The sequence below is a fragment of the Sinorhizobium terangae genome (assembly GCF_009601505.1).
Lineage (GTDB): Bacteria > Pseudomonadota > Alphaproteobacteria > Rhizobiales > Rhizobiaceae > Sinorhizobium > Sinorhizobium terangae.
The window spans coordinates 19,741-38,301 of sequence record NZ_WITC01000060.1; the positions used below are offsets into that span (position 1 = coordinate 19,741).

Below are 18,561 nucleotides of genomic sequence, written 5' to 3' on the forward strand. Positions count from 1 at the left end.
TACGCGTCATCCTGGAGCTTCCGGACAAGGATTTTTCGCGTGCCTTCAAGAACACCATTCTAGCTTCGCGGAGATCGGCACGACCAACGGGTGCAGGACGCGATGGCCACCCTTTATCGGCATCAAGACTGTGCTCGCCACGCTGGCGGCTTCCGCTTGGAAGAGGAGTTCGCGAAGGGAAACCACAATCAGGAGCGGTGAACCGGCAAACAAGCCCGATGCAGCTATATCTATTGCCGGGGGAAGCTCCAGGCGTCGCGCGCGCCTGACCTCGTCGTTCTCCTCTTCCACCACCGACCTAAGCGCATGAATGAGCAAAACACGCGCGCTGACTCCAGCTTCCTCATTCAAGATTGTGGTGTCCAGCAACGGTCAGGTTTACGTCAGAATGGATTCCTATACTAGCCATCAAAGAACGACTGAAGGAATAACCATTAGGGCCCGCAAGCGCTTGAGCTGTCGATGAGAGGCGCGACGGCGTTCGTTAGAACGCAAGAAGCTCGCTTGGGAGAAAAGGAGCATCCGAGCATTTGCGCTCAAGGGCCGAAGCCTTGATACACCACGAATACCCTGGCAACAGCCGCAACCTACAAGCGGCGCATTCTCTCTTGTTTCGGAGATGAAATATGACAGGCGGCATTGCGCGATCTGGAAAATCTCACATTGGAGAGGATGGAGCCGCCACCGAGTGCGGACCGAGCAGTTCGCCCGAGAAGGAAGAGCTTGCCATTGGAGACGCCAGCCAGTCGTTCGCTTCCACCATGGGACGCATGCGCTCACGGCCGCAAGAAGGAGGCGCGTCCTCCGCTTCCCTTGCCCGCTGTGACGACGATGCCTCCGGCAGGACTTCCGGTTCCTCTTTGGGCGCGCGTCGGATTTTAGGCGCTGCCATACGCGCAGCCACTGCGCCACCTACAGCCGCTGGGCGGCGGCGCCGCTTTCCCTCAGTCTCGGACGAAGAAATGTCCGTTCGACAAGAAAGCTCCTTGTGTTCTGATGAGGACCCGTGGCTCGACTGTCAAAAGCCCGGTCGCTCGCAGCCAAAAGCGTTCTTACTTGATAGGCAAGCCGATATTCACGGTGCAAGTTCTGAAATACAACTTAATGACGCTCTACACGATATTAGCTTCGCTCGCGACATCGATAAATTCTCGCACGCTGTGGTGAAATATGACAAGAAGCTCAAGGGCGAAACGGACCACGCAACATTCCTGCAAAAGGCCGCCGCCCAGTTTATGCGTCAATTTCTCCCGAGATGGGAGCAGGAAATCGGCGCCCAGAAATCCTGGGCCTATGCCACGACGTGCAATGCAGTGGCCCGGGAAGATGGAGGCGAGACAGGTAAGGAAGCTTGCAGGCGGGTTGCAGCCCGAGTATCGCGGCTTGATCTCCCCCTAGTAGAGAAGATTGAACCCAAAGCGTTTTCACTCTTCGTCTTGTCGTTCAGTCGATATCCTAAAGTGGCGGAATGCCGCAATGGAATGATCAAAATCGCCGAATTTCTTCGGGAACAAAGCGGCACGGTTCGAGGGCTAAACGGCCAGAGCTTGGCCCTTTTGGTGAACGGGTTTAGCAAATGGCCGCACGAGGAGAACTCTCATCAGGCCACTGCAGCAATCGCCGCCGAGATTCGCCGCCGGGCTCCCCGGTTCACTGGATTCGATTCGCAGAACCTGGCGAATTTGGTGAACGGTTTCAGCAAATGGCCGGAGGACTGCCGCAGCGCTATAGTTGCAATCGCCGCCGAGGTCCGTCACCGCGCGGGTGGCGTCGGCAGGCTATCCGACTTTAAATCTCAACATTTGGCGAACTTGGTCAACGGTTTCAGCAGGGACCCGGAAGGGACGGAGTGCAACGGCGCGGTAGTTGCAATCGCTGGCGAGGTCCGTCGTCGCGGCGACCGGCTGTCAGGCTTCGCTTCGCAGGAGCTGTCGAGCCTAGTGAATGGTTTCTCTAAATGGCCGGAGGATTGCCGTGGTGCTACCGTTGCGATTGCCCGTGAGGTCGCCAGCCAAGCGCAAAGGCTCCCGAACTTCAACCCGCACGATCTGGCAAACCTGGTAAACGGTTTCAGCAAGCTACCTGATGCGGTCGGCTGTGTTGACGCTATCGTTGCCATCGCTGTTGAAGTTCTTCGCCGCGCCGATCGTCGCGCCCTGATCTCTGGGTTCGGTCCGCAGGATCTGGCGATCCTGGTTAACGGTTTCAGCAAGCGGCCTGGCGAAAAGCGTTGTTTCGACGCTATCGTTGCGATTGCTGTTGAGGTTCTTCGCCGCGCCGATCGTCGCGCCCTGATCCCTGATTTCGGTTCGCAGCACTTGGCGAATCTGGTGAATGGCTTCAGTAGGTGGCCGGAAAGAGCTGAGTGTCGCGGCGCTACGGTTGCAATCGCCCGCGCGGTTTCCGGCCCAGCCGAGCGACTGATTGATTTCACTCCGCAAGGATTGGCGAACTTGGTAAACGGCTTCAGCAAATGGCCGGAGGACTGCTGCGGCGCAATTGTAGCGATCGCAGGGGAGATTTCGCGCCGCACCGAGCTCTCCGATTTTATCCCGCAGGGGTTGGCGAACCTGATGAACGGCTTCAGCACGTGGCCGGAGGACTGCCGCGGCGCAATCGTTGCGATCGCAAGGGAGGTCTCTCGCCGCGGCGATCGGCTTTCTGGGTTTGATCCGCAGGCCTTGGCGAACTTGGTGAGCGGCTTCAGCAAATGGCCGGAGGACTGCCGCGACGCTGCCGTGTCAGTCGCGAGCGAGGTCTCTCAACGTGGCGACCAGCTCTGTGGGTTTGATCCGCAGGCCTTGGCGAACTTGGTGAACGGTTTCAGCAAGTGGTCGGATGAGGAGAAGCCGCGCCATGCCATTGTCGCGGTCGCTGGTGAGGTCTGTCGCCAAGCGGAGCGCACCGACCGGCTTTCTCGATTTACCTCGCAGCACTTGGCGAATCTGGTGAACGGTTTCGGCAAGTGCCCGGATGAGGCGGACTGTCAAAGCGGAACAATCGCGATTGCCAAGGAGATCCGTTGCCGCCAGCTCTCTGATTTCGTTCACCAAGGGCTGGCGATGCTGATGAACGGCTTCGGCAAATGGTCCGAGGAAGCCGCATGCCATCAGGCGATCTTGAATATCGCGCACAAACTCGGCGCACCAGGCTACCGACTCGGAACGTTCACCACACCTCAGCTTAGCATGATCGCCAATGCTTTGGGGCGAAGCATCACGAGGACAGAGGCTGCCGGCGAGGTCGTAGAGACCGCCCTATTAAAGGACAGGTTGCACAAACTCGCCCATTACCTGCACTATGATAATGATCGCCTGACGGAGGCGGGCGTTCTGAGCATCACCCTCATTTTCAAGGGGCTGGGTAAGGCTCGACTGGTGGATGATCTCGGCTTGCTTGCACCGGCAGGCCTAGCTCGGCTCTCGGAACTGCGTCAGGCCCCTGATTTTGCGACGCAGGTCGATCTGGAAACGATGGGCAACGTGTGTGATGCTCTGCTGCCGTTGGCGCGCAGCCCACAGAAGCCACTGCGCTGGCACCGCCGGCAGGCTCTGACGTTGCTGAACGACCTTCAACCGGTTCTGGAGCAGAAGATCGAGGCGCATCTGAACGCAAGCGATGCCGAGCGGACGCGCGGACCGCTTGCGAGCCGCTGCCCCGCTTTATCGATCTATCAGACGCTCAAGGCCCGTGCGGTCCTGGAAAGATTGTTCCGGTCGCCGTATGTCGAGGGTAAGAGGGCCGACTTGCGGGTGAGGCAACAAGAGCTGGAGGGTAAGACCAAGGATATCCTGCACAGGACGCGCGGTCTCATCGAAGGCGATCTTTCCAACATGAGCTGGAACCTGATCGCGCAGATCGAGGCCGACAATCCCGTGGATGCGCTGGACTTGTTCATGGAGCAGGATGCGGTGGCGATCCAGGCGCAACATCCAGCCTCGGTCTTCGACGTGCTGCAGGTGTTGCGAACCATGGATCACGAGCCCAGGCCGCCGCAGGGGGATGCGGGACTGATGCGGTTGCCGGTGGTGGACATGCAGGGGCGGCATTTGGCCACGGAGCCCGAAACACGCTATTCGATTTTCCATCGCCTGACCTCGGGGAGCCTGCCGGTGGTCGCGGTGCAACTGCCGGCAACCCCGAGCGCCTTCATGCTGGCGCGCACGCTCACCGTCGATGGCGTGCCATACCGCATGGACCTGTTCGGCGGCAGCAAGTTAAAGCCGCCGCGATTGAGCGTGTCTCAGGTTGCGGCGCGGGCTCCAGGCGAGCCAACAAAACCTTCCGGGGGGAAGCTGCTGGCAATCCCTTATGCCGAAACCGCACCGGGCACCGCCTTCGAGCAGCTGTCGCGCGCCTGGGCTCCTTTCAAAGAGGCCTATTATTACACTCAGCGCAGGGGCTTTGCAGCGCCTCCGGCGATCAAAGGCCTATCTCCTCACGACTACGCGCTGGAAGGCGCCTTCAAATTGATGCTGCTGCCGGACCGCCGTGCCAACGAGGAGCATGCCTTCAAGCTGAGGGGGGCGCAGGGGCCCATTGCATTGCGACCGCATGACGGCTGCGGCTTCATCAGGGCCTCGCTGGCCAACCTTATGCCAGCCATTCGTCGTGCCGGCGAGCAGGAAGACGGTCCTGACCGGGTGCTTGCCTATGGTGAGGGAAGGAACACATCCCTGCCAGTCTCGGCGCTGCAACATTACCCACGCAGCGAGCAAGTGGCGGATGAGGCACGTGAGAAAGCCATGATCTGGCTCCGGAGCAAACAAAAGCCAGAGCTCACGTCCGAAGAGCTATTTCGCACGGTGACGGCGGCAAACATCAATGGTCCGGGCGCAGTTGCCATCCCGTCCGCTGACGGCTGCCTCCATGTGCCAACGCTCAAGAGCAAGACGTTGAGCGGCGGTGGCGCGCTGATCGGGCGGTCCCCCTATGACAAGCCGAACCTGAGGCCGTTCGCCGCCGAGCGTGTCAAGTCGGCAGTTGACGGGGATCCGACCGCTGTGTTTCTCGATAACTGTACGGCCATCCAATACAGCTTCAATGTCGCACACAAGTCTGGCGAGGAACTAGCGGCCGACGATCCGACTTTTTTTGCGAAAGGCATTCTGATCGTGGTGCCGGATGAGATGTGGCCCGCCGACTATGCCGACCGAGGGCTGGTGATGTCTGCCGAGGACGTCAAGTGCCATTCGAGCTGGACCGAGGGCAAGGACCGCGCGAAGGCGGACACGCCGGTCGACTGCGTCGGCATCCTCCAGGCGACGGAGGTGTTTGCCCCAGGCTCGGTGGTTGCCGTGCCGCCCAGTGAACAGAAGAAACTTGACGGCGACTTCGACGGGGATAGCGTCGTCATCATCGGCGACCGGCCGCAGCTTTACGAGCATGTTAGGCAATTCGATCAAGAGGAGCAGGCACGCAGGCTTCGCTCGCTCAAGCCGCCAAAGTCGCATACCCCGGCGATTGAGGGCGGTCACTACAAGTTCGGCCGCGCCAGCCAGATCCTCGCCGCCACGCGCAATGTGCTGGAAATCTATACCGGCTTGCAGCGAGGCTTTCTGGCTCAATCCCATGAAGCGCGACTGTGGTTTGCCGAGCGTGCCATCTTCGGAACGTACGAAGGCATTCACCCACAGCTCAAGCGCGACATCCGAGGCCTGCTGGAACAGGAAGGGGTCAGTGCCGCGAGCTTCCTGGGCACCTTCGAGAAGGCGCGGCGCGAGATCGAAGTCGCCAACCATCCGGTCGCGCGCGAGGTGGCCGAGTTGCTCCTCGCCGAGCTCGAGGCCTGGGCCGCGAGGCTGGATGAGCAAGCCCTGCCCGAAACAGCGGCCGGCGTGAGCGAGGCGCAGCTCGCCACGAGCCAACCGCTCTCCGCGCTGTTCCCGGAGCTGGCGGAGAGCTATCCGGGAATGACTGAGCCACGCGAGCGTGTCCAGCTTCTCATCGACCGTTACCCTGTGCGCATCGACCCGCGACCGGACGGTTACAATCCACACGACCTGGTGCAAAGTGCAAACAATCTCCTGAGCCTCGGCATCAAGGTCGGAACTGACGCCTATAAATCCGACACTGGCGCCCACATCTTTATGTTCAAGAGCGAGTACCTTCAGCGCCTGCTGCAACAGACACCGGGCCTAGCCTCCGTGCCCTATGTGAAGAGCATGGCGGCGGCTCTCCACCACGGAAGCTTTGATGCCGATGCAGCCTTGAAGGAGCTGAAGGACAACCCCACCCTGGCGGCTTCCATCATGGAAACCTCGATCAAGCTCGCTGCGGAACAAGGCATTCTGTCCAGGCGCTCCGGCCTCCGGCCGGCCGCCGGGGACAGCGATATGACCATTACGTTGAGCCGCGAGGAGGCGCCAAAGCGCGCCAAAATCGAGGCGTCGCGTGCCAAACAGGAGGAAGAGAGCATCACTGCAGGGGCGCTCGGCGTTGCCGCCAGCCTCAGGAAAGCGGGCATCCAGGTGGATATGCCTCATCTTGAGCACCGGTTGCGATCGGAAGCTTCCATGACAGACCAGCTCATCGGCATGCAGGTGCCGGCCGAGGCCGGCGTCCAGCTGATCGGCAACGCCGTACGTCATCTCTTCGAACTCCCTGACAAGGATTTTACGCGTGCCTTCAAGAAGGCCATTCTGGCCTTCGAAGAGCGGGACTATGCCGAGGTCAGCACGACCAACTGGTTCAAGACGCGATCACCAACCTTCGTCGGCATCAAGACCGGGCTCGCCACGCCTGGCGGCTATCGCTTCGAGGTGGAGTTCCACACCGCCGACAGCTACAAGGCCAAGATCGACAATCACGACACGTATAAGGAACTGCAAAAACTGCAGGAGCACTCTGGCCTGGAAAGGGCGGAAGAACTCATGCAGCGCGCGCGAGACAGATGCATGCAGGTTACCATCCCCCCTGACGCCTTGAGCATACCCCACTGGGGTTCGCAAGGCGATGGCACTCCCGGAGCGGCTGCGGCATTCAAGTTGCGAACTGTCGAACGAGCAGGACAGGCCGAGGCCTCCAGGTCGCCACAGGCAGGGGAAATTGTAACCGCTCTCGGGACGCGGTCGGTCGTGCTCGTCGGCATGCCGAGCTCCGGCAAGTCGACAATCGGCCGTGTACTGGCCAGACGACTGGGGCTGAAGTTCGTCGATTCCGATAAAGAGATCAAGGCAAAGATTGGCAAGTCCATAAATGATATTTTCGCTGAGAATGGCGAGGCGCATTTTAGGGACCTGGAGATGAAGGAGATCGCTCCATTGCTGGAGAAGGGACCTGCTGTCATCGCCACCGGTGGCGGGGCCTTTGTCGAGCCGCAGACTCGACGGCTCATCGGCGCGAAGGCAGTTTCCATCTGGCTCGATACGAAGCCGGAAGAGATCCGAAAGCGCCTCAAAAACGATACAAGCCGCCCGCTGCTGCAGGGCCCCGACCGAAAACACAAGCTCAGCCAGATGTTTAATGACCGCCTACCGTTCTACCAACAAGCTGATATCAAGGTAGTACCGCCATACAAACAAGATAAAAGGAACGCGGAATCCTGCGTGAAAGCGCTGCACGCCTACCTATGCGGCGGCGAAGCCGAAGTCGCCCGCACTCCCCGCAAGACGGGAACGTCAGACACCGGCGGCAGTTCTAGCTCTGTAACTAATTTGCTGCCCACAACGCAAGCTAGCCGTGATGATGCTCATCCGGCGCCAGCGCCAGAGGTCGCGCCGTCGTTTCGTGTCATCCATCAGCCTCCAGTTCGGCGTACGGATCCCCATATTTCCAGACTGAGCGGCGGCCCACCGCGTCTCAAGGAGCTTGGTGCAACCGATTGGCTCTTAGACGAGCATGTCGCGGCCGACTACGCTCTCCTGCGCGAGGAATTGCACTGGGCCAATCCTGATCTGGCCGTCCAGACCCGATTCGTGGAGCCGGCGGTCGCCCATCTGCTGCGCGTCGCCCAAAGCCCGGCTGAAGTGGCGGATGTTTTCCACGACATCCTCAATGGTGATATGGCCAATTTCGTGTTCCTTCCTGTGAACAATGCCGATATTGGCGAGGAGGGTACCCATTGGTCGCTGCTGCTTCTTGATCGACGCCGGCGGGAAGAGCCTGTCGCCTATCATTACGACTCCTCCGGAGACGAGAACAGCGCTCTTGGACAACAGCTCGCAGCAAGGCTGGGAGCCCGCTCGGAACCCGTGCGGATGGTCCAACAGGAAAACGGCTACGATTGCGGGGTGTTTGTCGTGGACGCCACCCGGGCGCTAGTCAGACGATTGGCTCAAGGTGAACGGCCCCGGCACGACCCGCTGCACCTCGACCACCTCGTCGCTGATCGGCAGGCACTCTACGACAGACTCAGGATTCATATCGACTTGGGTCGATGAAGCTTGTGATCTGAACCCTTCAAACTGTATCGGGTTAGAGTTTTCCGGTGATTTTCCTGGTTGGAAGAGGAACGGAAGATGATGAAGGCATCGCACAGTTTTTCTGACGTACAAAAGGCATTCGTGCCCAAGCAGGGCGATAAGGTGTACCGGCTGCAGAGATCTGCCCGAAGGCGGGTATAATTGGGCCTGCGCCAGGCGACGTCATCATTGGTGCCCTGACCGGCAGGCCGAGTCCATGCTCAAGGAACCATAGCAGGGCCTGCCGTGCACTGCCGAGTTCGGCGACCTTGTTGAAGACGAGTGCAATGGCTTCCTGGATGCGCCGCTCGGGATCTTTCTCGATCCTGTCGCCGTTGTTTTTGGAAGCCAATCGGGACAGTGACGACAAGCTCACGCGGTGGGACTTCATAGAGGGCGAAACAGAGCGCTGACGCAGCAGGTCGAGCTCATAGTCATTGAGGCTACCCCTTCCGGCCCAAAACCAGTGGTCATTACCTTGGGGGGTAGACCGCTTGCGGTACCGATCAGAACGGTTTCAACGAAAGGGCAGGCTCGATGAGCTGTTGTCAATCACGGCTCTTACGGGCGAAGCGCGACACCTCTCGTGCGGCCACCGCGCCGACTTGCCCAGGCAGAGCTCCGCGACCATCCGGTCAAAACCAGTGCGAATTGCACCACCCACGGCACGACGGCCAAAATCATCATCCGCCGGCTCAATGCGCGATCATCCAAGTGCTGTCAGGCGGTCGCGCATGGTATATTGAAGAGCGCTGCTTTCACGGTTGTGTAGAACCTGGTAGGCCGAAGTATGCCGGACATACAGTATGGTCTTGCGCTCCAGTGGTGCGGCCCAATCTTCTCATGCATCATCACCCGCCTCCTGCTGGGAACCGCGCGCCGTTTGCGTGGTCGACGAGCAGGTGCGCGACGAGTGCCGTCAGAGCCTGGGCCGTCCCTTCCGGCAACTCTTGCCATTACGGCGTCGACGCGGTCTTCCTGCTGTATGGACCCGAAAACAGTACGAACTGGCATGGACATCTCTCCGACTCGCTTCGTGCGAGGCCAATGCTCGCGCCCATTTCTGCGGATTCGGATGCGGTAGCAATCTCTTCAACTAATGCGTTCAGAGCTCAAAAACTGGAAAGTTCGACATGCGGAAACCGATCGAACATCCATGCTGGCACATCCAGAGATCGAACGGACAAAGCGCCAGAAAGGCTGCAACGGAAAACAGTGTCCCTTCAGGAGCACCTCATGGATATGAACCAGACGCCCGGACCAGGGATGCCACGGATATAAGAGCTCACGAATCTCCGCGCCGTGGCTGTTCTGTCGTTGTGTGGTACTACATTTTCCGACCGCACTCGTCGATCGGATACCACCCGCAACCTGTGCCGGCATCATCGCCGCACCGCCTCCAACGTGGCGCAAGATCAAGGATATGCCTTTCCGCCAACGCCACGTTAGTGGCGTATCGGGAGGCCGGACTCTAATCGAATCTGGAGGAAATTACCTGCGGCACGCCGGCCCAAAAGACCCAACTCACTGCATCCTTTGAGTGGTGATTGTCGACAAATGCTGCCTGTTGGGATTCCTGTAACGATTGGCAAGGCTTTGTAACAATGAAGTCACCTGGTCCGGATCCGATCGAACAGTAAATTCTCCGTAGTTGGGGTCGAAAAGAGTGGTCGTTCCATTCGAGGCCGACGTCGCCACCACGTGCGAGCCACCTTCGGCGAAATACAAGCTGAGCAAATGGTTCGATCCGTCTTCGTTGATTTCGTTCACCATGCGCCTGACGTTCGAAGACTTGCCGAATGCGAATCTCTTCTCTTCTCCAGCCGGTTCCAAGCCTGCTTCCTCCAGCATGGTATTTTGTGCCTGAAGGTCGGCCTGAGAGGATCCTGCGCCCCTGCTTCGCAACTGATCCTTGAGTGTTTCATATTGCCGCTGGCGTGCAGCCGCTGAGGCGTGCGTTTGCGATCCGGGTGTGAGCACACCCATTCGGGTTGAGGGGCTGTTATTAAGATTGCGGAACCACTCCGCAGTCAGCCCAACGCAGATGCCATCCACATTCGCCTCATGCAGGTCGGCCGTTCTGTATTCAAATAAGGAGGTAGCCGGACTCGATAGAGAGGATGTACTGGGGTCGGAGGTGTTAGAAGTCTGAACGTTTGCATCCGACGAATGTGGCTTGCTGCAGCAGGCGCCCATCTTATTGGGCAACTCCCCATGCTGCAGGTTCCGCCGCAGCGCAAGATCCGCAACCGTTTTTGCAAATCTGTCACCGTCCACCGACTGACTCGATTCGTCCGCTTGTGTAACGCGTGTAGATGAACCCTCGATTCGATTATACATGGTAACTCGCTTTCCTTCGGCGTAAATCTCTTGGTAGGTGAGTTCACGCTTAGACAACGTGCGAACGATACTCGGCCAAGCTGACTACGAGATGACGGGCTGCCTGGCCCGCCGTACGGACGCCGACCGGTCTGAGAGGTAAGCGCGACTAACTACCCTGATGCTTCGCAGGAACTTAGCGATCTTGTCCCTCGCTTGTGTGAGCGCTTCCTGCGAGGACGTGCGATCGCCAGGACATTTGTCTCTCTTGTACGGATCTTGCTTCGCTCGGTGTTCGGTAGTCCTCCAAATTGCCGCCCAGGAACAAGCGCTCGGTCTCTTGCGTTGGCGTCTCCCCAGTGAACACATTAAATCCACATCCGCATCGATGTTGTCCTGATCCTCGGCATTCATTCCAAACGCAACGCTCAGCACGTCGTCTGGCCTCCACACAGCGGACTTCGGAATGCTGCAGGTGTGCGCGTGTCCGCTTTGTTAACGATCGCACGCGTCCAATGATCGCGCGCAACGGCCAGTCTTGCGGGACCTCTCTTGAAGGTTGTGGCGTCCGGCGCCAGCGCAACAAGAGCCGTTGCGGTTATCGGCCCGATGCCAGGGATTGCCATCAACCGGCGCGCGTCTTTGTCCTCCCGGGTGCGTCGTACGATCTCGCGATCGAGTTGCTTCGGAGCAGAATGCCTGAACCAACAGCGGTTCCGGACCCTTGCGGAGGATTGGCGTAGAGACCACAACGAGATTCGTCCACATGGTGCGATCGGCAACAAGCTGCCGGTCTCGCTGATTTCATGAAGCGCAACCAGCCCGCCTCCCCGCTGGTCCAAAAACCTCGGGCGGTTCAATCAAAAACGACGCTCTAATCGCCGTTGGATCGAAAATTCGGGGCAGGTCACTTCAATGTCTCGAAGGTCCGGTACATGGCGACCGGTATAGCTGCGCGGTCACCATTGCTTGTCATAGCAACGTCATTTCCGAGCAAGTCGCGCGGATCGCCGACCGACGCCGCCAAATTATGGCGTACCGAACACCCAAGCGCTCCGTCGAAGAACGTGTCACCAACTGCAGCGCTGGATACTGACGAACACACAGGAGGGCGGGTCTTATAGACAATCGCCTCTATCCGCACTGCAAGGCTGCCGGGTTGGTCGAAGAGTTGAATGTTGTTAGCGTCGATTCCCATCTCCTTAATGTCACGCACTACCTCTTCGCTAAGCCGGGGCGAGCCGCTGATAATGAGATGGAGCGCATCGCGCCGATTACGACTGGCGCTCTCAATGAAACCACGCAAACGCCGCCGTTCGAGAGCGCGAAGGTTCTGTACCACTAAGACGTTGGTCTCCCGTCGGACAACAATCGACGTTAATGGCTCGACATAGATCGGCGCGGTGCTTGCGCACCCGCTTACGCTTGCCGTCAGCGCAACCAGAAGGCCTTTAATCTGCAACTGCATCGCTCGCTATTTGATGATAAAGCCGGCACCGACCTCGTCGCCTGATGCACCGATGCGGGGAGTAGCGCGGCCTCGCGGCCAGCTTGGAGCGGTGCCCACGGCCAAGCGTGGCCCAACGCGGTCCGTGGGTGCGCTCATCTCGTTGGGGTCTGATCCTGGCTTTACGATGTAAGGCGTGACTATAATAACAAGTTCCGTCTCCTCTCTTTGGAACGAGGACGAACGGAACAGAGCCCCGAGGATTGGCACATCCCCGAGCCAAGGAAAGGCTCTAATATCAGTGTTGACGTTGCGCCTGATGAGCCCACCAATTGCAAAGCTTTGACCGCTGGCGAGCTCGACGACCGTGCTGGCGCGCCTCGTGGAGATGGCTGGCACGGAGATACCGTTGATTTGGACGGCACCTTGAGAAGATAGTTCACTGACCTCCGGCTTTACGCGAATATTGATCTTGTTGTTGTTGAGAACGGTTGGCACGAACTCCAAACTGACACCGAAGTTACGGAATTCAACCGAGGCTTGCCCATTCTCCTGCGATACCGGAATGGGAAATTCGCCGCCAGCCAGAAAGCTGGCGGTCTCACCGGACATCGCGGTGAGGTTCGGCTCAGCCAAGACGGAAGCGATGTGCTCTTTGGCGAGCGCGTCTAAGACAGCGCCGACGCTGATCTTACCGTCGCTGAATCCTATTTCTGCCGTGCCACCGCCATCAGCCGCCCCCATAGCGCCACCTCTGCCGCTGGGCAACAATCCCGCCCTGAACATACCGATTTGACCGAAAGCCGATAGGTGGATACCGAGTTCCTTCAGTGCGCTTCGGGACACCTCTGCTACCCGCACACTCAGATTAACTTGCAACGACCCAGCGACTTTGACGTGATTAATGACGTTCGCACCGTCGCCGAGAAATTGCTCGACGATGCTTACCGCGCTGTCGACAACTTCGGCATTGGGCGCTGTGCCACTAAGCACTGCGCCACGCGGCGTATAGCTGACATGGACTGGATAGTCGCCGACCTGAGCCCTCAACGCGGCACGCAGGTCCTCGATCGGCTGCGTGACAACAACACGTAACTGCGCGAGGGCTTCCCCGTTGTCGTCCAAGGCGAACAGGCTAGTCCTCCCGGGTTTCTTGCCAAAGACGAAGATGGTTCTGTTCGACGGTGCCTGATAATCTGCGATCGTTGGGTCGGCTATGAAGATGCTCGCCGCTGGCGCGGGCAGATGAATTGTTTCGCTGAGTGACGAGGACAGGTTCAGTGTGCCGGTGACGCTATTGGGAACGTGACCTTCATCCCGCGTGTTTTGGGCCGTGGCAGAGAGTGGCAATAACAGAATGAGAGCGCTGAGGGAACAGCCCAAGGAAGGACAAACCATAGACCTCAAACCTACGATGACGATCGACCACCAATCGGTGCCAGGATGACAATTACGCACGACTTTCATGAATCTTTGCTTCCAATTTCGAACAACTAAGCGGATGCCGCGTTGGTCAATTCAAGAATGTAGCCTATGCCCCGCACGGTCGTAATCTGTAACGTTGCACCTGACATAGTCAGATGCCCGCGCAAGCGATATATTCCGACTTCCAGCGCGTTGGACGAGACCTCCTCATCGAATGAATAGAGCTGGTCTTCCAGTTGCGCACGCGTCACAATGCGGCCTGCACGGCTGAGCAGGTGTTCTAGAATACACAGTTCTCGCCGTGCGATTTTCAGCGGACGCCCCTCAACGAAAACTTGTCGACTGAAGGGATCCAATTCGAGGTTCCCAAACACCTGGATCGGCTCGGTCATCTGCGTCGACCGGCGGAGAATGGCTCGCATCCGAGCGACAAGCTCATCCGTAGAGATGGGCTTGGGCAGAAAATCGTCCGCGCCACCATTGAGAATCGCAATTCGTATTTCGACCGTGTTGAGGCTACCCATAACAATGGCCGGAACTGAATGCCCGTCGCTTCTTAGCTGCCTCAGCCAGTGCAAGCCATCTCCATCCGGCATGTCCAGCTCTAACAGAAGAATTTCATAGCTCGCGCAACATGTTGCAACTGACGCCTCTTCAAGAGTAGGAGCCACATCAACGGCGAACCCGCAATCACCGAGAAATCCTCGCACCACGCGTGAAAGATCGGCATGATGATCAACGAGTAGCGTTCGCATTTCACCTCCAAAGCGCGACAATCGGTTGAGCAGGTCACTGCCGGCTTTGAAAGAGAAGCCGCCGCGCATATCGTAAACCGCCCTTTCCGGCCGGTGACCGTCTAGGGCGCTCGACGCTCATTGCAGCAAGCCACAGAGGAAGGGGCAGTCCTTCATCCCTATGGCTTTGAAGAGCGTTGTCGAACCACCGGTCCGAGGGCGGCCGCCTGCCGTGCACACCGGCCGTAGCCCATAGTAGCTGTGTATGGCGCGCCCAGGCGAAGGGAACTCTTAGCTCGTTTTGAGTGAGTATCATGGTGTTGTTTCTTGCCATTGAATGCGCGACGACACTTGTCGTTGATACCCTCTTTTCTCGATACTAGAGAAATTGATTGTTTGCATGTCACACATTCAACTGACCTATACCTCGCATGCCCCTCGCCGCCTTGCTTGTGTGTGTGGATTACTTCAGATAAGTGGACTTACAAATCGATGAGACGGTGATCGGGGGATTGGGCGTACCCGCGCGAAGCCACCCTTTGCCGCTGCCGAGCATACGGGTCGAATACTCACGGCTGTTTGACCTTTTAACTTGTATAAGGACATAAGTTCCGTCCCGCTTTTGGGATTGTCGGACGAACTGGGAAAAACTGCCCGCATTGCCTCAAGTAATAGTGTTGATGCTCCCGATGGGATGGTCATGGTTCGCTGTCCCGGCTCGGGGGATGGAGGCACGGCGGATCAGCATGGCGACACATACGGAACCGGCTGAGGCAATCATCGAGCGATATCGATCGATCTGTCGGACGGACAAACAAAGGAGCCTAGATGAGTTCGTCGCGGTTACCGGATATCACTGCAAGCATGCGAGCAAAGTGCTCCGCCCAAGTAAAATTGGACCGCCTTGCGGCCGAGCATGCTGGAGCCATTGGAGCTGCAGATTCGCGCGTGGCTTTGGTGTATCCCGCGCTTTCGGCTGACTCGGTCGTGCAGCGTCTAATGAGCTCCGATCCATCGCGCTTCACGCAGAACGCCTGCGGACGGTGCAAATAGCCGTCAAGGCTTGGCGCATCGAAATAACCGGGCAGATCATACTCAATGGCGACCGAATGAAGTGCGCGCCTGTATCTCAGTGCCCTCCACTTCAATAACATTCGTGGGTGAGCCTATAGGAGGGTCAATTCCTCGATCCGCTTGACAGCGGTTTTATATTGATCCACCTACGTGCCACATCCAGGCGCGCTCATAGACGGTCGGGCAAAGCCATTCAGCCGACTTCAGGATAGATACGAACCCGTGGGCCGCCGTCCGTTTCCACCAACTCGCCCTTGTAAGGCACGCCGCGTATGTTGAAATACGTCGGGCGCCCGGGTTCCGGCATGAGCTGGTTACCTTCTATTGCGCGGGCAAGGTAGTTCGGAAGCAAGCGTTCGCGGTGCTGCCATCCCCCGCGGATAAGATATCCCAAATCCGGCACACCAGGGCGGGAAGGTCCAGCTTCATTTATCTGCCCAGGGCTATGGAGCTGACGGGATGACCCGGCTTCATCTCTCTGCCTGGCGCGAGGATGGTGGATCAGTCGAACATCACTGCGCCCTCCAGGCCCTAGCGTGACCGAGTAAGGCTCGCCGTTGATGTCGACCCGCCTTGGGCCAAACTGGTTTGGCAGGAGATTGACGTTGTCCAGTACATCGATCAGGACAACCGAGGCCGACTGAGAGCCGTGGCGCCATCCCTCGCCGACGATATGACCTATGTCCGGCACCTCCTGCGGGGCCGCTGATGGCCCGGCGAGCGCCGGCGGAGATCGAACATCCCCGCGAAATCCATACGGTGTGGGTGAATCCAGATTAACTAACGGCTCAAGGCCGCTGTAGAAGTCTGACGACGAACTCCCGGCAGCCGACGGCGTTGCTGGCCCTTGCGCATACTCCCTGGACCAAGTCCAACCTTCATCGCTTGTTATGGCCAGTGTTGCGGGAAGTTCCTGCGAGCTCCCCTGCAGGCCGACATCTTGCGCTGGCGACGATGAGGTGGGACCATGCATCTGCTCCCTAAATAACGACCAAGCTCCCTCACTCGGGGTGTCTGGCATCGGCGGAAGCTCTTGCGGTGGCTCGGCAGGCAAATATGCCTGCCCTGGAGGAGGTAACTCCAGCGCTTGGTTTGCGTCGACCACTTGTTGGTATCGCTGGAGCCTGAGCAAATCAGGCTTGATTTTGCTATCCCCCGTTTGTTGCTTGTACTCCTCGACATCTTGGGCGAGCCCATGGGTGAAGAGTCTACCGGCCATAGCGCCCCTTTGATGCCTCTCAAGCCAATCACTCAGTCTGGCAAGACGACGAGCCTGTCTGTCGACCGTGTCGGGCTCAACCCTGCCTGTCGCCTTCTCTGCCGCAGCCCACAGGTCGATGAGAGACTCGTCTGCCGAATAGGGTGCCAGGCGGTAGTTGCTGGTCGACAAGACCCTTCCGGCTTGAACCTCCCGAAGCTTGTTCAGGGCTGCGCTGGTACGCCTAGTGTTAATATTGCGATCGTTCGCGTAGTCTTGCAAATCGCGCTCCAAACCAGGTTCTAGCTCAGGGTTGCCAAGCCTGCCGGCGATGGGCGCCCTCCTGTTCCTGCTAAGCCAAGCACTGAAATTGCGCACATCGGCCTGAGCATTCCGAATGGTGCCATCGCTCATCTGGCCTGTGGCTCGGCTTCTTAACTCTTCCAAAAGCGCCTCATCCGCGTCAAAGACACCGCGTATGCGGGCGGGTTGCTTGGCGTGATCCACTCGAACGCTGGTTGAGACAATCTCTCGCTGCACAAAAGCACCGGACGCCTTTTCGCTGCGGCTCTTAGCGAACGCTTTGCCCACGCCTGACTTGATGCGCGACCACAATCCGCGGTTCTTGGTATTTTTCGTTTGGATCTCGGGCTGCGTCTCAGATGAAGAGGTGTAGCGTGTGCTGCTGAACAGGGTACCACGCAAGTCAGATCGCGATAATCCCGCAGCCAAGTCGCCAATTCGTCCGCGAGGCAAGCCCACGCTGTGGCGCGCGCCGCTGAACCGGTCATCCCGCAGCGGCATGCGCATCAAATCACCCTCGTCGGTGGACCGCATTCGTCGATGCGACTCTGCGGGTCCAGTATCGGGCGAGCCAGCCTTCGTGGAGCTCTCATCAGAGGAATCAAGTTGCAATTCGCCAAGCCGCTCCTCAAAGCTGGCGTCGGGCGCATTTTCCGATCGCTGGCCCGTCGGCGAACTTTGATAATACGCTCGTGCGAATGCCTCCACGTCGAAATCGAAAAGGTTAAAGTTGTTACTTGTTCGCTCCATGAGACCTCACAAAACCTTTACCAGCAAACTAGAAATCTGGCGCACGGAAACGACGAGTACGTGGCGAAGGCTTCGGCAGAAAAATGCGATTGTCGGAACCTGAAATCAGCACGAGATGACTCATCCTCACCGTGACCAGGACTAAACCCAGCCATCATTTCAAAATCGGCCACTCCGTCTCAACCTCGATAGACGGCCTAGCCGTTCAGGCGAATGCTGGCTCACCGTGACACCCTTATCAAAGGTTTGACTTTCTTATCCTGCTCGCGTGAACTTTCGAGAAGCTGACGGGCCTCTTAGTTTGCAATGAGCAGCAGTGCAGTGCTCTCGAAAAATGCGGCGCCCGGTGCCACCTAAGAGAGGCGGCACTTACTTCTCACGCTGTTCTTGCATCCTCACAGCTAACGTCGCCACGGCGTCCGATTCTGTTTGTCGCGCGGCAATCATTGGTTCAGTCTTGTGAAACAATCTGTGTCTCGCACCGCGCGAAGGTCGGACTGACCGTCTTTGAATACTTGCGACCCTTCAAATGATCGTAGCGACTTGCCACAGCGCCGCTGATCAAGACTGCAATAGATCCCGCCAAGCTGTATGACCGCAAGATGCCGATCGCTCCGGCCGAGTTGTTGAAACGACCGCGTCGGCCGTTCTTCTGGGGAGCATGGCATTCCGCCGAGCCGTATCCTGACCGACAGATGCGTTCGGTAGGTGACTCGTCAGCTTCTCGAAAGTTAACCTACCTAGAATTCGACCTAGTCTCTACATGCGGATGCCTGAAACTGGTGACTAACCTAGGGTACCGGTGGACGGATCGGCGCGAGGTCTTTGTTCCCGTAAAAAGGGAGAGAGCTCTATGGATCCCAATCGGATAGATGGTACCGGATCGCTAGCCTTCAAGCCGGGGTACGT

Annotated in this window: 7 protein-coding genes and 2 pseudogenes; 2 read left to right on the plus strand and 7 right to left on the minus strand. The window is 58.3% G+C overall.

Annotated elements, in window-relative coordinates; all coding sequences use genetic code 11:
- Positions 1 to 962 precede the first annotated feature (962 nt).
- Positions 963 to 8,381: a shikimate kinase gene (locus GHK62_RS16345; RefSeq protein ID WP_234886920.1), complete on the plus strand. Its 7,419-nt coding sequence runs from the start codon at positions 963 to 965 to the stop codon at positions 8,379 to 8,381.
- A 34-nt stretch (positions 8,382 to 8,415) separates the two neighbouring features.
- Here GHK62_RS16345 and GHK62_RS34325 read toward each other — a convergent pair whose 3' ends face one another.
- The 3 genes and pseudogenes from GHK62_RS34325 to GHK62_RS16365 all read right to left on the minus strand — a co-directional run.
- Complete coding sequence (locus GHK62_RS34325; protein WP_234886921.1) at positions 8,416 to 8,778, minus strand: hypothetical protein; 363 nt, start codon at positions 8,776 to 8,778, stop codon at positions 8,416 to 8,418.
- A 1,148-nt stretch (positions 8,779 to 9,926) separates the two neighbouring features.
- A complete protein-coding gene (locus tag GHK62_RS16355; RefSeq protein WP_153440214.1) occupies positions 9,927 to 10,742 on the minus strand; it encodes a YopT-type cysteine protease domain-containing protein in 816 nt (271 codons plus the stop codon).
- Between the two features lie 524 nt (positions 10,743 to 11,266).
- Positions 11,267 to 11,401 (minus strand): annotated as a pseudogene (locus GHK62_RS16365) (transposase); the annotation flags it as partial.
- Positions 11,402 to 11,405: 4 nt separating this feature from the next.
- Between GHK62_RS16365 and GHK62_RS16370 the strand changes: the two are divergent.
- Positions 11,406 to 11,531 (plus strand): annotated as a pseudogene (locus GHK62_RS16370) (integrase core domain-containing protein); the annotation flags it as partial.
- A 97-nt stretch (positions 11,532 to 11,628) separates the two neighbouring features.
- Here GHK62_RS16370 and GHK62_RS16375 read toward each other — a convergent pair.
- From GHK62_RS16375 to GHK62_RS16395, 4 genes are all read right to left on the minus strand, one after another.
- Positions 11,629 to 12,189, minus strand: a complete 561-nt coding sequence (locus tag GHK62_RS16375) for a CpaD family pilus assembly lipoprotein (RefSeq protein WP_153440215.1) — start codon at positions 12,187 to 12,189, stop codon at positions 11,629 to 11,631.
- Between the two features lie 6 nt (positions 12,190 to 12,195).
- Positions 12,196 to 13,635, minus strand: coding sequence for a type II and III secretion system protein family protein (locus GHK62_RS16380; RefSeq protein ID WP_167528271.1), 1,440 nt, complete (start codon positions 13,633 to 13,635; stop codon positions 12,196 to 12,198).
- A 26-nt stretch (positions 13,636 to 13,661) separates the two neighbouring features.
- Positions 13,662 to 14,348 carry a response regulator transcription factor gene (locus GHK62_RS16385; protein WP_153440221.1) on the minus strand — a complete coding sequence of 229 codons (687 nt, stop codon included), beginning with the start codon at positions 14,346 to 14,348 and terminating at the stop codon, positions 13,662 to 13,664.
- Positions 14,349 to 15,594: 1,246 nt separating this feature from the next.
- A complete protein-coding gene (locus tag GHK62_RS16395; protein WP_153440216.1) occupies positions 15,595 to 17,652 on the minus strand; it encodes a hypothetical protein in 2,058 nt (685 codons plus the stop codon).
- Between the last annotated feature and the right edge of the window lie 909 nt (positions 17,653 to 18,561).